This window comes from Sorangium sp. So ce1036 (assembly GCF_051369805.1).
GTDB classification, from domain to species: Bacteria; Myxococcota_A; Polyangia; order Polyangiales; family Polyangiaceae; genus Sorangium; species Sorangium cellulosum_F.
In genome coordinates, this window is record NZ_JBBMOX010000001.1 from 1,138,830 (window position 1) to 1,153,801 (window position 14,972).

Below are 14,972 nucleotides of genomic sequence, written 5' to 3' on the forward strand. Positions count from 1 at the left end.
CTCGGCCGCCCATCCGTCCAACGCCACCCGCCGCGCCCGCGCCGGGGCCCGCGCCGCGCGCAAGCTCGCGACAGCTCCGCGCGCCGGTGTACGCTGCTCGTCCGCCGATGGTCTCGCCGTACGGTGCCCCTCGCTCCTCGCCGCCCGGCCGCCCCCTGCGCGATCTCCCCCGCGCCCGTCGCACGGAGGCGCCGTGAGCCCGAGCGATCCGATCGACCCCTTCACGGCCGCGCCGCGGCCGATCGCGGAGGTGATCGAGGACAGCCTCCCGCCGATCGAGGTGCGCCTGCGCCCGCGCGCCATCGACGTCGTCGTCACGCGCGTCGTCGCCGACCTGGGCGACGAGGAGCACCCGATGCCCGCGCTCCTCGCCGCGCTCGCCCGGTGCGCCGACGGCGCGGTCGCCGAGGTCGACCGGCTGCGCAGCACCGAGTCCGCGCTCGTGGTCGCCTACCAGTCGGCCGCCACGCCCGCCGAGCGGCGCGAGCTCCTCGCCCGGCAGCTCCGCGTCGGGTCGCGGGAGCGCCGGAAGAGCGACGGCCTCCCCCTGCTCGGCTGGCTCGCCGCGCGCCTCGAGCAGACCGGCGACCTCGCCGCGCTCGGCAGGAACCTCGACCTCGAGGCGGCCCAGGAGCGCTTCGCCACCGCCATCGCCGACCGCATCGACGAGATCGAGGTCGCCTACCACGCCCTCACCCACCTCGCGCGGCAGCTCGACCCCGTCGACGCGCTGCACGTCGCCCGCGACGGCGGCGTCCTCCGGCTCGCCGTCGCGCACGCGGAGCCGAGCCGCCCCGCGCCCGTCCGCCGGGCCGCCCTGCTCGCCGCCGTCGCCCTCCTGCACCGCCTCCCGGCGCGCGAGCGGCTCGGCCACCTCGGGCTCGACGCCGCCCGCTCGGTGCTCGCGTGGTCGCGCGGGGTCGGCGCGTCCCGCTGGGTGCAGATCGCCGCCCTCGAGATCGGCGTCCTCGTCTTCCCGGACGAGGCGTTCTCCCTCCTCGCCGAGCGCCTCCGCGCGCGCGACCCCGAGGACAGGGACGGCCCCATCCTCCGCCGCAACGCCCTGCGCCTCCTCGGCGCGGCCGCCCGGCCCTCCGCCCCCGTGATCCCCATCGACGGCGGCGTCGGCGACGCCGAGGACCCTGGGCCGCCCGAGGAGCACGCGCCCGACTCGGCGCCGCGGCTCAGCGTGCCGCACGTCAGCGCGAAGAGGTCCCGCGCCGCGGCGGCGGACCCGCTCGCGATCGCGCTCCTTGCCCGCGACGACCCGAGCGAGCACGTCCGCCAGGAGCTCGTGCGCCAGCTCCTCGCGCTCGGCGGCGCCGAGGCGCTCGCGGCCGTCGCCGAGCTCGCCGAGGGCGACGCGTCGCCTCGCGTCCGCGGCCACGCCCTGCGGGAGCTCTCCCGGTACGCGACCGACCACGTGGACGCCGCCCCGTTCGCCGAGCGCGCCGTCCGGCGCACCCTCTCCGACGCCGCCCCGCCGCTCGCGTGCCGCGCGGCCCTCGAGGCGGTCCGCACGCTCTCCGCCGGGCCGTACGCCCCGCTCCCCCACGCCGCCTTCGTCGAGCTGCTCGCCGCGTTCGCGAGCCGCCCGGCGCTCGCGCCGGACCTGTCCGACGAGGCGGCCGCCGTGCTCCGGCTGCTCGAGGTCGAGAGCCGCCCGGTCGCCGATCACATCCGCCACACCCTCGTCGCCGCGGCCGCCGAGCTGCTCGAGGGCGAGAGCGTGCCGGTCGAGCTCCCGCCCGACGCGGAGCCGCGCGACGTCGAGCGCGCCCTCGCGGTCGCCTCGCGCGGCGACATGACGTACGCGCTCCGGCGCCGGGCGAAGGGCCGCTACGTGCTCACGCGCGGCGAGCCGCGCGGCTTCCGCCTCTGGCGCCTCGTGCACGAGCTCCGCACGCCCATGCCGGACAAGCGCAAGGGCTGGATCCACACGAGCGGCCGCCGGTTCGCGGGCGAGCTCGTCGCGCCGCCGGTCGGCATGGCCGAGGTCACGCCCACGCGCGTGCCGGGCGAGCGCCACGTCTACCCGCCGGTCGGCGGCTGGGGGCCGTTCGTCCCGCGCGTCGACGACCTGCTCGCCGCCGCCAGCCTGACCCGGCGCGAGATCCGCCTCATCACGGCGCGCGGCACGGTCACGGTGCGGGCGCCGGCCGCGCTGCCCCACCGCCTGCGCGCCCGCGCCCTGCTCACGCTGCGCTACGACCGCTACGCGCAGGCCCGCATGCGCGCGCTCGTCGCGCAGGAGCCCGCCGAGCAGCGGCGCTTCACGCTCATGGCCGGCGAGCTCGGCTTCACCATCTCGCTCGGCGACACCGGCGGCGAGATCGACGGCCGCCCGTACGCCATCGAGCCGCACCTGCCGAGCAAGTACCTCAGCGTGGGGCTGCCCTCGGCGCTGCAGCTCGGCCGCGACTGGCTCACGGGCCCGTCGGTGCCCGTCTGGCTCGACAGCTTCTTCTCGTACCTCGTGTCGCCGGCGGGCAACGTCCCGACGCAGCTCGCGTGGGTCGCGTGGCTCGTCCTCGCGTACATGATCCTGCGGGCCGCGTGGGTCATGACGCAGATCGAGCGCGCGCGGCGGGGCATCCCGCTCACGATCGGCGGCTGGGGGACGCGGGGCAAGAGCGGCTCGGAGCGGCTCAAGGCCGCGCTCTTCCACGCGCTCCGGTACGACGTCGTCGTCAAGACCACCGGCTGCGAGGCGATGTTCATCCACGCCATGCGCGACATGCCGGCGCAGGAGATCTTCATCTACCGCCCGTACGACAAGGCGACGATCTGGGAGCAGCGCAACATCCTGGCCGCCGGCAGGAACCTGCGCGCGCAGGTGTTCCTGTGGGAGTGCATGGCGCTCCAGCCGCTGTTCGTCGACACGCTCTGCTCCGAGTGGATGCGCGACGAGATCACGACGCTGACCAACGCCTACCCGGATCACGAGGACATCCAGGGCCCGGGGGGCGAGGACGTCGCGCGGGTGATCGCGCGCTTCATGCCGACGGACGGGCTGTCGTTCACGACCGAGGAGCAGATGCTCCCGCTCCTCAAGGACGCGGCGCAGCGGAGGGGGACGAACCTCGTCGCGATCCCGCCCATCGACGCGGACCTGCTCCCGGTCGACCTCCTGGAGCGGCTCCCGTACCAGGAGCACCCGCGCAACGTGGCGCTGGTCCTCGCGCTCGCGGACCACTTCGGCGTCGATCGCGAGTTCGCGCTGGTCGAGATCGCCGACCACGTGATCCTCGACCTCGGCGTCCTGAAGACCTACCCGACGGTGCAGTACCGGGGGCGGAGCCTCACGTTCTCGAACGGGATGAGCGCCAACGAGCGCGCGGGGTTCATGTCGAACTGGACGCGGCTCGCGTTCGACAAGCACGACGTCGACGCGACGCCGGGCAAGGCGACGGTGATGGTGGTGAACAACCGCGCGGACCGGGTCGCGCGGTCGCGCGTGTTCGCGCAGATCCTCGTCGAGGACATCGGGGTCGACCACGTGGTGCTGATCAACACGAACCTCGGCGGGATGATGCAGTTCATCACCGAGGGGCTCGACCTGCGGCTCCGGGACCTGATCATCACGGGCGACGGGGGCAAGGAGCGCGCGCTCGAGCGGTTCGACGAGCAGATGAAGAAGGTGGGCGTCCCCGCGCGGCCGGGCGCGTTCGAGGACGATCTCGCCCGGATGCTGCGCGCGCTGCCGCTCGACGAGGAGGCGGCCGCGGCGATCGTTGGCGGCCCCGAGATCGCGGGGAAGAAGGGCGAGCCCGAGGCGATCGAGGCGGCGGTGAAGCGCGCGCTGGAGGCGCACGCGCCGCCCGCGGGGGCGGACGACCTCCGCGCGGACATCGCGCACCACGCGGCCCGGCTCGCGCGGCGGCTGGCCCGGCGCGACAAGGCGCGCGCCGAGGTGGAGGCGGCGCTGTCGCGGGGGGCGGACGCGGAGGCGAACCAGGCGTTCCGGGCGGCGTTCCGGGAGCTCTTCCTGGATCGCATCGCGGTGCTCTGGGACGCCGACGTCAAGGGCGACAAGGTGATCGACTTCATCACGCGCGAGGTGCCGCCGGGGTTCGATGCGCGGCTGATGGGCTCGCAGAACATCAAGGGAACCGGGCTCGACTTCGTGTACCGCTGGCTCTCGGTGGACCGGGTGCGGAGCGCGATCCAGAGGATGCAGAGCAACGCCTCGGCGCGGCGCGAGGTCCTGACGTTCTTCCTCGCGTACTCGGATTTCGGCCTCCTCGACTGCCGCGAGGCGCTCGCGGCGGTGCGCGCGGCGCGGGACCAAGGCGGCGCCGAGTGGGCGGAGCACGCGAACCTGCTCGAGGGGGCCGTCCGCCGGCTCGAGGCGCTGGAGAAGGAGAAGACGGCGGCGCTCGTGGTGACCGGCAAGACGGGGCTCGGGACGAAGGTCCTGCTCCGGGTCGAGCAGCTCGTCGATCACCTCGACTCGGTGCGCCGCACGCGGTGGGCGAAGGTCGTGATGGACGACCTGTTCGCGATGCGCATCGGCCACGGCCGCGCCGCGCTGCTCTTGCGGGAGATCGTGGCGCGGCAGAAGGGCGGGTGGCTGGCGAAGGACATCGCGAAGTGGGTCGAGGCGCGCAGGGCGTGGATGGAGAGCCGGAGGAAGAACCGGAAGAAGGCCGAGCCGGCCGCGCCGCCGGGGGCGGCGGCGCCGGAGCAGGCCTAGTCGTGCTATCCTCCCCGTCATGGGCGACGCCGCCATTGCGCTGGACACCCCGGGCGGCCTCAGCGACGAGGCCTGGCTCGACCTGTCCGAGGACGAGCCGGGCGAGCTCGTCGGGGGCGTGCTCGTGGAGGAAGAGGTGGCGGACTGGATCCACGAGACCGCCGTGATGTGGCTCCTCCGGGTGCTCGGCACCTGGGCGGCGTCCCGCGGCGGCTTCGTGGCCGGCTCGGAGCTCAAGTACCTCCTCCGCAAGGGCACCGGGCGCAAGCCGGACGTCTCCATGGTGCTGCCGGGGCAGCGGCCCCCGCCGCGTCGCGGCCCCATGCGGCGCCCGCCGGACGTGATGGTCGAGGTGGTCTCGCCGCGGCCGCGCGACGTCCACCGCGACCGCATCGAGAAGCTGCGCGACTACGCGGCCTTCGGCGTGCGCTGGTACTGGCTGCTCGATCCGGCGACGAGGATGCTGGAGATCTACGAGCTCGGCCCGGATGGGCGCTACGTGTGGGCGCAGGCCGCCGCGGGCGGGCGCGTCGAGGCGGTGCCGGGGTGTGAGGGGCTGGCGCTCGATCTGGACGAGCTCTGGGGCGAGCTCGACCGGCTCGGGGAAGAGGAGCCGGGGGAGTAGCCCGACCCGCTCCCCACCCGCTCGTCCACGCGGCGCGCGACGGAGACGACCTCGCGAGGTGCGCTCAAGCGTCCATCTCCCGATCGAGCAGCGCGCGCTTGCGCTCGACGCCCCAGCGGTAGCCCGAGAGGTCCCCGTCGGTCCGCACGACGCGATGGCAGGGGATCGCCACGGCCAGCGCGTTGGCCGCGCACGCCTTCGCCACGGCCCGGACCGCCCTGGGCGCGCCGATGGCGCCGGCGATCTCCGCGTAGCTCGCGGTCGTCCCGGCGGGGATGTCCCGCAGGGCCTGCCAGACGCGCTGCTGGAACGCCGTGCCGCGGACGTCGAGCGGCAGCTCGACGGGCGCGCGGGGGCTCTCCACGAGGCCGACCACCTCCGCGACGAGCCGCTCGAACCCGGGATCGGCGCCGATCAGGCGGGCCCTGGGGAACCGGCGCTCCAGGTCGTGCACGAGCTCTTCCGGGTCGTCGCCGAGCAGGATGGCGCACACGCCGCGCGCGGTCGCGGCGACCAGGATGGCGCCGAGAGAGCACTCCCCGATGGCGAACCGGATATCCATGTCCGCGCCTCCGTCGCGGTACCTCGTCGGGGTCATGCCGAGCACCTGGTTCGACCTCTCGTAGAAGCGGCCGCTCGAGCCGTATCCCGCCGCGTAGATCGCCCCCGTCACGGTGCCGCGCTGCTCGAGCTCGGCCCGGACGCGCCGCGCGCGGTGCGCCGCCGCGTACGCCCTGGGGGTCACCCCGGTCACGGCCTTGAAGAGGCGATGCGTGTGGTAGGCGCTCAGCCCGGCGTGGCGCGAGAGCTCCTCGAGGCTCGGCGCCTCGTCGCTCTGCTCGATGCGCCGGCACAGGTCGGCGACCAGGGCCGCCTGGCGCTCGGCCAGAGGGGGCTGGTCCGGCTTGCAGCGCATGCACGGGCGAAAGCCCGCCCGCTCCGCGGCGGCCGCGGTCGGGTGAAACGCGACGTTCTCGGGCCGCGCCGGGCGCGCGCCGCACGACGGACGGCAGTACACGCCCGTCGTCCTGACCGAGTAGAAGAACTGTCCATCGGCGCTCGCGTCGCGGGCGATCACGGCTGCCCAGCGAGGGTCGCGCTCCACCGCGGCGGCGAGCGCATGGGTCTTTCCCGACATGAGGTCTGCCTCCTTCCGGCGGTTCTTGCGGGGCACGAGGCGAGCTTAACCCCCGCGAAGAGCGCCGCACTCCGGGGCTTGCTCTCGAATTCGTCGATGCCGGCGGGGGTCCTCGCGATGCCGGCGGGGGCGTGGACGGGCTCGACCGGGCCGACCCGGCGAGGGGCCGGGCTCGCCGCCGGGCCGCGGCGCCTTCTCTCCCCTCGCGGTCGGGCGCCGTGGCATCCTGAGCGCATGGCTGAGCTCAAGACGTACACGGGTGGTTGTCATTGCGGGAAGGTCCGGTTCGAGGTCAAGGCGGACCTGAGCGCTCCGGTCATGTCGTGCAACTGCTCGATCTGCGCGAAGACGGGCACGCTCCTGACCTTCGCGCCGGCCGAGCAGTTCGCGCTGCAGCAGGGGGGAGACGTCCTCACGGACTATCAGTTCAACAAGAAGATAATCCACCACATGTTCTGCTCGGTCTGCGGCATCCGCTCGTTCGCGCGGGGAACGGCGCCGAACGGGAGCGAGATGTGCGCGATCAACGTCCGCTGTCTGGACGACGTCGATCTCGACGCGCTGACGGTCACGCGGATCGACGGCAAGAGCATGTGATGTCGCGAGGCCGGCTCCGTCGATGAGGCCTTCCGGAGGATCGCCGACTGCTATCGGCGCGAACGCTGGGAGCTCGGACCGCGCGCCGCGCCCACCCGTTCAGGAACCGCTCGCCGGGCGCCGGCTTTCGCCGCTCGGCCACGTCCGCGTATGCGAACGTGTAGCTCGAGTCGAGCGCCGGGCGGCCCTCGACGCGGAGCTCGAGCCGGAAGGTGCTCCCCTCGAACCTCGGGAGCACGAACGAGAGCGTGGGCCCCTTCGCGTTGCGCCGCGGCGGGAGGTCCGGGAAGCTCCAGCGCACGAGCGTCACCGCGCCCCCCGCGTGGACGACGCGGGCCTCGACCGCGCCCGCGGCGACGCCCTCCGGCGCGTCGTTCAGGAGGAACAGGTCGGCGCGGAGCTCCTCCCCGCGCTTCCAGCCGAACTTCGGCGCCCGGGCGCTGGCGAGCGCGCCGGGCCGAAGTAGCGCTCGATGGTGGCCTGACACAGCCAGCTCCCCGGATCCATGTTCCAGGCGCCGAAGCCGTGGTGCGCCTCCCACGCCGTGCCCCGCCGCGGCGGGAAGAGCTCGGCCTCGGGGATGAACGTCTTCAGGTAGTCCACGTCCGAGGGGCCGGGACAGCCGAACTCGGAAGAAGCCGTGTTGCTCGCCGACGCGAAGATCTGGTGGGGCTCCCGGCCGTGCTCGTCGCGAACGCGGTAGTCGCCGTGCCCCATGCCGTCGATCGGCGCGGTCGGGATGAACGGCGTGTCCCGATCGAGCTCGTAGGTCATCTCGTTGAGCAGGCGCAGCGGCAACGACTGATCGGTCATGCCGGACCAGACGTTGAAGAGCTCGTTGCCCCCGCACCAGAGCGCGAGCGACGGGTGCTGCCGCACGCGCCGGATGATGCTCTCCGCCTCCTGCTCCAGGACGCGGAGGTAGTTCGGCTCCCCCTCGTACAGGTTGCACGCGAGGTGGAACTCGGTCCAGACCATGAGCCCGAGCTCGTCGCAGATCGCGTAGAACGCCTCCTTGTTGACGATCGCGCCGCCCCAGGTGCGGAGCAGGTTGAAGTGCGCGTCGCGCGCGAGCTCGAGCAGCGGCCGATACACGCTTTCATCGATGACGCCGGGGAAGATCTCCGGGCAAACCCAGTTCGACCCGCGCGCGAAGATCGTCCGTCCGTTGACCTCGAGCGTCACCGGCGGCCGGCTCCGGCTCTTCGGGAATTGCGCCGGCTCGTCCCACGCGCCCTCGTGCATCACGAGCCGCACCCGGCGAAGGCCCACCTTGCGCGTGTGCGCGCGCTCGCCGCCGAGCAGGACCTCGAGCGTGTACAGCGCCGGCTCGCCCTCGCCGCTCGGCCACCAGAGCCGGACGCCCGTGAGCCGCGCCTCCGGCGTCGCGCTCGACACGACCTCCTCCCCGTCGGGGTCCAGGAGCCGCCAGGCGGCGCGCGCCGCGGCGGGGTCGCTCGTCTCGGTCCGCACGTCGAGGTCGGCCGTGGTCAGGTCGTCGGACAGGCGATAACGGAAATCCACCGCGCGGAAGTGGCACGCCGGGCGGAGCTGAACGCCGGTCTCCTGCCAGATCCCGCACGGGATGAGCCGAGGGTGCCAGTCCCACCCGTAGCTCACGGGCGGCTTGTTCGCTGCACCGCGCCCGGGACCTCGGCGGGGACGAGCTCCGCGGGGGGGCGGCGGGATCCGCGGTGAACCCGACCTCCCAGGAGAGCGGGGTGAGGGGATACGAGGTCGCGACGTGCTCGGAGGCGAGGCGTGAGGGGATGGGCATGGGTGCGGCCCCGTACATAGCGCCCCGCCGCGCCGCTCGAAAGCGCCGGAGGCGCTCTCAGTGCTTGCCGAGGCGCCTCACCTCCTCGCCCGCGAGCAGCGCGTGCGCCTCCGCGAGCACGCCGGGGATGCGGTGGCGCTGCGGCGATCGCGCGAGGGCGCTCGCGAGGTCGAGCTCCTGCACCCGATCGGCGCGGTTTCCGGGGAACCAGTGATCGCCGTTGCCGAGGAGGTTGTATCGCGCCTTGCCGTAGGCCGTCATGTCGAGCGCCCTGGCGAGGTTGTACAGCCGCAGGATCTCCCGGACATTGACGTGCCCGGGGACGGACTCCCACTCGGGCAGGCCGACTTGCCACGTCTCGATCCACTCGCGGCCGAGCACGCGCACGAGCTCCTCGTCGAGCCTGCGCGCGATCGGCTCGAGCGCGCCCCGCGCGGCGCGCTCGTCGGCGAGGAGCGGCAGGACCTTCATGTGCTCGTCGAAGTCGGACGGGCGCGCCGCCCCGATGCTGATCGTGTGGACCTCCGGGCGCGCGAGGCAGAACAGGTCGTTGAACACGATCGGCGAGAGCGGCGCGCACAGGCGAGCGAGCTTGTCGCTCGGCTCGTGAAGCCTCCCGCCCTTGTCGGTGGGGCTGATGATGAAGACCCCCATGTCGCGCGCGGTGGCGGCCTGGATGGCCGGCCAGGCGAGCTGGTTCACGTAATACCAGTGCAGGTTGACGTAATCGAAGCGGCCGTCCTCGATCATGGCCAGGATCACGCGGAGCGGCCCGTGCGTCGAGAACCCCACCGCGCGCACCCGGCCCTGCCGCTTCAGCTCGAGCGCGGCGTCGAGGCAGCCCCCTTTGCGGACGGACCACTCGAGGCGCGTCGCGTCGTTCACGCCGTGGATCGCGAACAGGTCGACGTGGTCGAGGCGAAGGCGCTCCATCGAGCGCTCGAACGTCTCGAGGAACTTCCTGGGATCCGCGTCCGGGCTGACCTTCGTCTGGACGATGATCCGCTCGCGCGGGAGCTTCGGCAGGATACGACCGAGCTGCTCTTCGCTCGTGCCATATCCCCGCGCGGTCTCGATGTGGTTGATTCCGAGCTCGAGCGCCCGGGCGATGCACGCCTCCACGTTGCGCTGGCCCTCGGCGGGGATGTCGTCCTTGTCGGTCCAGGAGTGCTGGTAGCGCATGCCTCCACACGAGAGGACCGGCATCTTGATCTCGGTGCGACCGAAACGGCGGTAGAGCATGCCCCCATTCAGGATCAGGGACACGGGGTCCGCAAGGCGCCCGCCCTCCGGGAGCGGCGCCGCGCGGCCAGGGCGAGCGGCGACAGCACGGCGAGCAGCGGCCACGGCGACGCGCCCTCGGGATCGATGGCGCAACCGCCGCCGTGAGACCCGCCCGGCTCCGGCGGGGTCCCGGGCGCCGGCGCACCGCCGCCCGAGCCCGCGGCCCCCGCGCTGCCCGCGGTGCCGGTGCTCACCGACGCGCCCGAGCTCGCCGAGGTCGTCACCGGGGGAGCGGTGCCCTCACCGACGCAGCGGCCGTCGCTGCAGACCTGACCGGGCGCGCAGACGTCGGCGTCCTCATCGATCTCGCCGTCGCAGTCGTCGTCGAGGGCGTTGCACACCTCGGCGCTCGGCTCGCCGGGCACGCAGGAAGCAGGGTCGCACGTGGAGGCCTCGCGCGCGCAGAGCCCGATCCCGCACACCGGGCGCACGCCCTCGTCCGCGCGCCCGTCGCAGTCGTCGTCGATCAGATTGCATGTCTCGTCCGCGTCCGGATGGACGCGCGGGGCCCTGTCGTCGCAGTCGTTCGCGCTCGGCGCGAACCCGTCGGGGGGGCACTTTGCCATGACCGTCGCGCCGAAGAACGACCCGTACCCGTCGCCGTCGGAGTCCTCGTAGTGCGTGGTCACCTCGAGCTCCTCGTCGACCTGCCCGTCGCAGTCGTCGTCGATCTCGTTGCAGACCTCGTCGGCGCCGGGGTGGACATGGCCCCTGTAGTCGTCGCAGTCGCCGCCTTGGGCCGCGTACTCGGGCGGCTGGCTGCAAGCGAGCGTGGTCGTGGTGGAGTCGCCGTGTCCGTCTCCGTCGCGGTCCAGATAATAGGTGGTCCCGTCACACCCGAACGCGAACGTGAGCTGGGCGGCCGACGGGCCGTCTCCGCGCGAGCCGCCGTCGCCGTTGGCCGAGAGGCCCCACACCTTGAGGACCGCCCCGCCCGGCGTGGCCGGCGCGATCCACCGCGCCTCGAAGCTGACGGCGCCGCCGCTCGCCCGCTTCGGCGCGTCGTGCACGAGCTGGTGCGCGTCGATCAGCCTCGTGCCCTGACCGTTGATCGTCGCGAGCTGGCCTGTCTCGGCGCGGAGGTAGAGCCCCCCGACACCGCCGTTCACGGCCTCGATGAGCACCCGCACCGTCGCCGCCTCGCCGGGCGCGGGGCGAGCGGGGTTGAGGTCGATGGTGATATCCGGCTCCGCGCCGCCGTTGTGGCAGCCGTTGCACCCGTCCACCGCCATCCCGTTGCGGCGCGCGTGGGCCTCGGGCGCGGCCAGCATCGCCAGCAGGGCGAGGCTCACCGCCGGGACGGGCGAAAAGAGCGATGTTGTCCGCATACGCCTCGGCGCGGAGCTCGGTTCTGCGAGCGTTCGCGCGCTCCGCTGCACCGCTCAGGAATAGTCGCGCCCGCTCGACCCGACAAGCGCGACCGCGTCCAGCGTAACATTGCGCCGAGACCGTCAGTCGGCGGTGCTCGGCGCCACCAGGTCCGCGCGCCCTGTGCCGCCCGGGGGCGCCGCGTCACCCGAACCGGACGTGCTGCGGCCGCGTCACGTCGCAGACGACGCCGTGGTACCTGACGAGCCCTTCATCGAGCGTCACCACGGTCGCGTCCGCGCGGTGGGCCGCCCACAGGTACACGAGATCGGTGGCGTTCGCGAACGGCCTGCGCCCCCGCATGCGCCTCGTGAGCAGCCCGAGGAACTCCGCGATGGCGCGCTCGTCCGCGGGCGCGACCAGCTCGACCGCGAGGTCGCCGAGCGCGCTCGTGCCCCTGGCCGCGGGCGCGCCGCGCCGCGACAGGAGGAGCCGCTGCTCGGCCACGTGCACCTCCAGCCACAGCTCGGGCGGGGCGAGCGCGCGCGCCGCGCCCGAGGCCACGGCCGCGCGCAGGCGCTCGAGGAACGCGGACGCGCTCGGGTGCCCGGGCTCGGCGGGCCTCATGGCGGCGATGAGCACGGAGCTGTCGAGCACGAGCCGCATACCGCCTCACCGTGACCGTGCCCGCGCGGCGGCGCCAGGGGGGCGGCGTGCTGCTCTCGGGCGCTCGTGCATGGCGGAGATCGCCGGAGCGCTGGCACAGGCTGGCACGGTGAGAGGGCCCTGGCGCCAGGAGCGCCTGTGTCCTCTCGGTACGTGCTTTGCTCTCTCACGCCTCATGCGCACCATCCTGCTCCGTATCCTGGTCGCCTCCCAGTGCGGCGCGAGCCTCGCCCTGGCCTCCGGCTGTGGCCCGCAGATCGACTCCGGCTCCAGCTCGGGCGAGCCCACGACATCGCTCGATCCCTATCCCGATCCGACCTGCGTCGGGCCGGATCACAACGACGGCCTTTATTACGGCCAGTGCTGCTTCGAGGTGTACTGCGCTGCGCCCGTCGACGGCGCCTGTCCCGAGGCGTCCGAGGCTGCGCCGCACCTCTCGGATCTGCCGCCCGGCGGCTCGGGAATATGCCGCTGCGAGGAGCCTCAGGGCCCCTACGCGAACCGCGCGGCCTCGGATCCGGCGAGCTGCTGCTACCTCGTGGGCTCCATCGGCTGCGAGGGTCGCCCGCTCCTGATCGGGGGCGAGCCGCGCCTCGCGCCGCTCGAGCGCGCCCCGAGCGCCTGGTCGCAGTCCGCGTGGCGGCGCTTCGAGCGCGCGCTCGCGGGCGCCGACCTGAGCGCGCTCCCGCCCGCCCAGCGCCGGGCGCTCGCCGCGCGCTGGGCCGAGCGCGGCCGGAACGAGCACGCCTCCGTGGCGTCCTTCGGCCGCTTCGCGCTCGGGCTCATGGCGCAGGGCGCGCCGCCCCAGCTGCTCGAGGCGGCGCACCGCGCGGCCGCCGACGAGGTGAGGCACGCTCGCCTCGCGCTGGCGATCGCCTCGACCTGCGCGGGTGAGCCGGTCGGCGTGGGCCCGCTGCCCCTGCACGGCGCGCTCGACGGCGTCGACTCGCTCGAGGCGCTCACCCTCGCCACCGTCGTCGAGGGGTGCGTGGGGGAGACCCTCTCCGCCATCGAGGCCCAGGTCGAGGCCCAGGCGGCGGAGCTGCCGGCGCTGCGCATGGCGCTCCAGTCGATTGCCCGGGACGAGGCGCGCCATGCGGAGCTCGCGTGGGCCTTCGTCCGCTGGGCCCTCGCCGCGGGCGGCCCGGCCCTGCGCGATCGCGTCGCCGAGACCTTCGCGCGCTCGCTCGAGCCGGCGTGCGCCCTCCCGCCGGCCGGCTCGGGCGGCGATCTCCCGTCGTCCGCCCACGGGTTCCTCCCCCGGAGCGAGCTCCAGCGGCTCCGGCAGCAGGCCGTCGCCGACGTGATCCGCCCCGCCGCCGCAGCGCTCCTGGCCTCGCGCCCTTCACCCACCGAAGGCGAGCGCAGCGGCACCTCCGGGAGGGGCCTCCTGGGCGCCGGCGCGGATCACCTCTCGACGTGAGCGGGGCGCCGCGCCGCGCGCTCCTCCCCGGGCGCTGAGCGCTGCGCGGCGGCGCCGTGGGCTGGCCGGTCGTGCGCCTCGCCGCCGCGGGCCGGCGCGAGCGCTCCGGGCACGGCCCCTGCCTCGCGCCGCTCGCGCCAGAGCATGCGCATGCCGAGCGCGTAGAGCGCGAGCAGCACATACAGGTTCACCGAGAGCAGGAGCGGCGGCAGAGGCGCCTTGAACCGCTCATAGACGTACGGGAAATCGATGGTGGCGAGCGAGAGCAGGCCGAGGATCACGCCCACCTCGGCCCGTCGCTCCTGCTCGGTCGCGCGACCGAGCGCGAAGAGCGCGGCGGGGAAGACGTAGAGCGCGTGGTGCACGTAGGTGAACGGGCTCGCCACGACCATGGTGACGAGCAGCGGCAGGAGCCGCCGCAGCGAGCAGGACGGCGACGCGGCGCGGCCGCCCAGCGCGAGCGCGCCGCCGAGGAGGAGCAGGACGGTGATCACCGACGCGACCTTCACGGCGGCGGTGTTCGACGCGAAGAGCCGCGTGTAGAAGCCGGCGAGCGAGAAGTTCGGCGTCGTGCCCGGGTTGAAGAGCCCCGGTATCGTATCGCCGTGCGACATGCGCGGCAGCCGGCGCGAGAACTCGATCCACGCCGGCGCGGCGCCGAGCGGCAGGCTGACGAGGACGAGCGCGCCGAGCCCGGCGGCGAGCCCCGCGAGCGCGCGGCGGCGCCGCTCCAGGACCCAGGGGATCGCGAGCAGGACGGGCGTGATCTTGATCCCCGCGGCGACGGCGAGGGCGAGCCCCGCGAGGGCGTCTTTGCCGGAGAGGGACAGCGCGAGCGCGGCGCAGAGGAACGCGAGGACCAGGGGGTTGACCTGCCCCATCGCCAGGTTGTGGCGGAGGTTGAGCGCCCACGCGAGGAGCGCGACATGCGCGATCAGGGCGGCGGGGACCGCGGGCGCGCGGTCGGCGCCGGGCGAGCCCCGCGACGCGCGGCGGATGGCCGCGACCGCGAGCGTCGCGGCGACACCGAAGCTCACCACGGCCGCGCTCGACCAGACCGCCTGGGCGACCTCCGGGCGCAGGCGGGCGAGCCATTGAAACGCATAGGCGAAGAACGGCGGATACAGATAGGGAAACGTCGGCCCGTCGGGGAGGCGCAGCTCCGAGGCGATCGCCTCGAGGACCTCGACGTCATAGACGTCCAGGCCCCGGCCGGCCGCGAGGAAGGCGGTATAGAACGACCTGAAATCGACCGCGACCGGCTGCTTCAGGACGATATCGAGGACGCACAGCAGGGCGGCGCCCGTGGAGATCGTGAAGACCGAGAGGTAGCCCAGGAGCTCGTTCGAGAACCGCGCCCTCGGGGCGGCGCGCATGGCGGCCACGACACGCGCCATGCGGAGCGCGCGCGTTCGATCCAGGCGCCGGATGGCCCCGCCAGCCCGGCGCGCCTCGCTG

At 74.0% G+C, this 14,972-nt stretch carries 11 protein-coding genes; 4 read left to right on the forward strand and 7 right to left on the reverse strand.

The features are described 5' to 3' along the window. Positions 1-193: 193 nt before the first annotated feature. Together WMF31_RS04130 and WMF31_RS04135 are read left to right on the forward strand one after the other, a co-directional pair. A complete protein-coding gene (locus WMF31_RS04130) occupies positions 194-4,696 on the forward strand; it encodes a capsule biosynthesis protein CapB (protein WP_436600683.1) in 4,503 nt (1,500 codons plus the stop codon). A 19-nt stretch (positions 4,697-4,715) separates the two neighbouring features. Continuing rightward, positions 4,716-5,321 (forward strand): Uma2 family endonuclease, encoded by a 606-nt coding sequence (locus WMF31_RS04135; RefSeq protein WP_436600684.1) that lies wholly within the window; start codon positions 4,716-4,718, stop codon positions 5,319-5,321. A gap of 64 nt (positions 5,322-5,385) precedes the next feature. On the opposite strand, the gene ada is transcribed toward WMF31_RS04135, so the two are convergent. After that, positions 5,386-6,459 carry a bifunctional DNA-binding transcriptional regulator/O6-methylguanine-DNA methyltransferase Ada gene (ada, locus tag WMF31_RS04140; protein ID WP_436600685.1) on the reverse strand — a complete coding sequence of 358 codons (1,074 nt, stop codon included), beginning with the start codon at positions 6,457-6,459 and terminating at the stop codon, positions 5,386-5,388. A 234-nt stretch (positions 6,460-6,693) separates the two neighbouring features. On the opposite strand from ada, the gene WMF31_RS04145 reads away from it, so the two are divergent. Continuing rightward, positions 6,694-7,056 (forward strand): GFA family protein, encoded by a 363-nt coding sequence (locus WMF31_RS04145; protein WP_436600686.1) that lies wholly within the window; start codon positions 6,694-6,696, stop codon positions 7,054-7,056. Here the strand turns inward: WMF31_RS04145 and WMF31_RS04150 are convergent. The 5 genes from WMF31_RS04150 to WMF31_RS04170 form a co-directional block, all read right to left on the reverse strand. Next, entirely contained in the window at positions 7,028-7,543 is a 516-nt protein-coding gene (locus WMF31_RS04150) for a hypothetical protein (RefSeq protein ID WP_436606644.1), read from the reverse strand. The genes WMF31_RS04145 and WMF31_RS04150 overlap by 29 nt on opposite strands. Then, positions 7,432-8,676, reverse strand: coding sequence for a hypothetical protein (locus WMF31_RS04155; protein WP_436600687.1), 1,245 nt, complete (start codon positions 8,674-8,676; stop codon positions 7,432-7,434). Before WMF31_RS04155 ends, WMF31_RS04150 begins: the two co-directional genes overlap by 112 nt. A 214-nt stretch (positions 8,677-8,890) precedes the next feature. Then, positions 8,891-10,075, reverse strand: a complete 1,185-nt coding sequence (locus WMF31_RS04160) for an aldo/keto reductase (protein ID WP_436600688.1) — start codon at positions 10,073-10,075, stop codon at positions 8,891-8,893. Between the two features lie 14 nt (positions 10,076-10,089). Next, positions 10,090-11,409, reverse strand: a complete 1,320-nt coding sequence (locus tag WMF31_RS04165) for a putative metal-binding motif-containing protein (RefSeq protein ID WP_436600689.1) — start codon at positions 11,407-11,409, stop codon at positions 10,090-10,092. A gap of 220 nt (positions 11,410-11,629) precedes the next feature. Further along, positions 11,630-12,091 (reverse strand): type II toxin-antitoxin system VapC family toxin, encoded by a 462-nt coding sequence (locus tag WMF31_RS04170; protein ID WP_129353487.1) that lies wholly within the window; start codon positions 12,089-12,091, stop codon positions 11,630-11,632. A 175-nt stretch (positions 12,092-12,266) separates the two neighbouring features. Here WMF31_RS04170 and WMF31_RS04175 point away from each other — a divergent pair, with 175 nt between their 5' ends. Continuing rightward, entirely contained in the window at positions 12,267-13,514 is a 1,248-nt protein-coding gene (locus WMF31_RS04175; protein ID WP_436600690.1) for a hypothetical protein, read from the forward strand. Here WMF31_RS04175 and WMF31_RS04180 read toward each other — a convergent pair. After that, positions 13,499-14,911: a glycosyltransferase 87 family protein gene (locus tag WMF31_RS04180; protein ID WP_436600691.1), complete on the reverse strand. Its 1,413-nt coding sequence runs from the start codon at positions 14,909-14,911 to the stop codon at positions 13,499-13,501. The two genes, WMF31_RS04175 and WMF31_RS04180, sit on opposite strands and share 16 nt — an antisense overlap. Positions 14,912-14,972: the final 61 nt, after the last annotated feature.

Excerpts from the sequence above, each read along its gene's own strand:
- WMF31_RS04135 (WP_436600684.1), top strand. The coding sequence starts at position 4,716 with ATGGGCGACGCCGCCATTGCGCTGGACACCCCGGGCGGCCTCAGCGAC.
- ada (WP_436600685.1), bottom strand. The coding sequence starts at position 6,459 with ATGTCGGGAAAGACCCATGCGCTCGCCGCCGCGGTGGAGCGCGACCCT.
- WMF31_RS04145 (WP_436600686.1), top strand. The coding sequence starts at position 6,694 with ATGGCTGAGCTCAAGACGTACACGGGTGGTTGTCATTGCGGGAAGGTC.
- WMF31_RS04160 (WP_436600688.1), bottom strand. The coding sequence starts at position 10,075 with ATGCTCTACCGCCGTTTCGGTCGCACCGAGATCAAGATGCCGGTCCTC.
- WMF31_RS04170 (WP_129353487.1), bottom strand. The coding sequence starts at position 12,091 with ATGCGGCTCGTGCTCGACAGCTCCGTGCTCATCGCCGCCATGAGGCCC.
- WMF31_RS04175 (WP_436600690.1), top strand. The coding sequence starts at position 12,267 with ATGCGCACCATCCTGCTCCGTATCCTGGTCGCCTCCCAGTGCGGCGCG.
- WMF31_RS04180 (WP_436600691.1), bottom strand. The coding sequence starts at position 14,911 with ATGGCGCGTGTCGTGGCCGCCATGCGCGCCGCCCCGAGGGCGCGGTTC.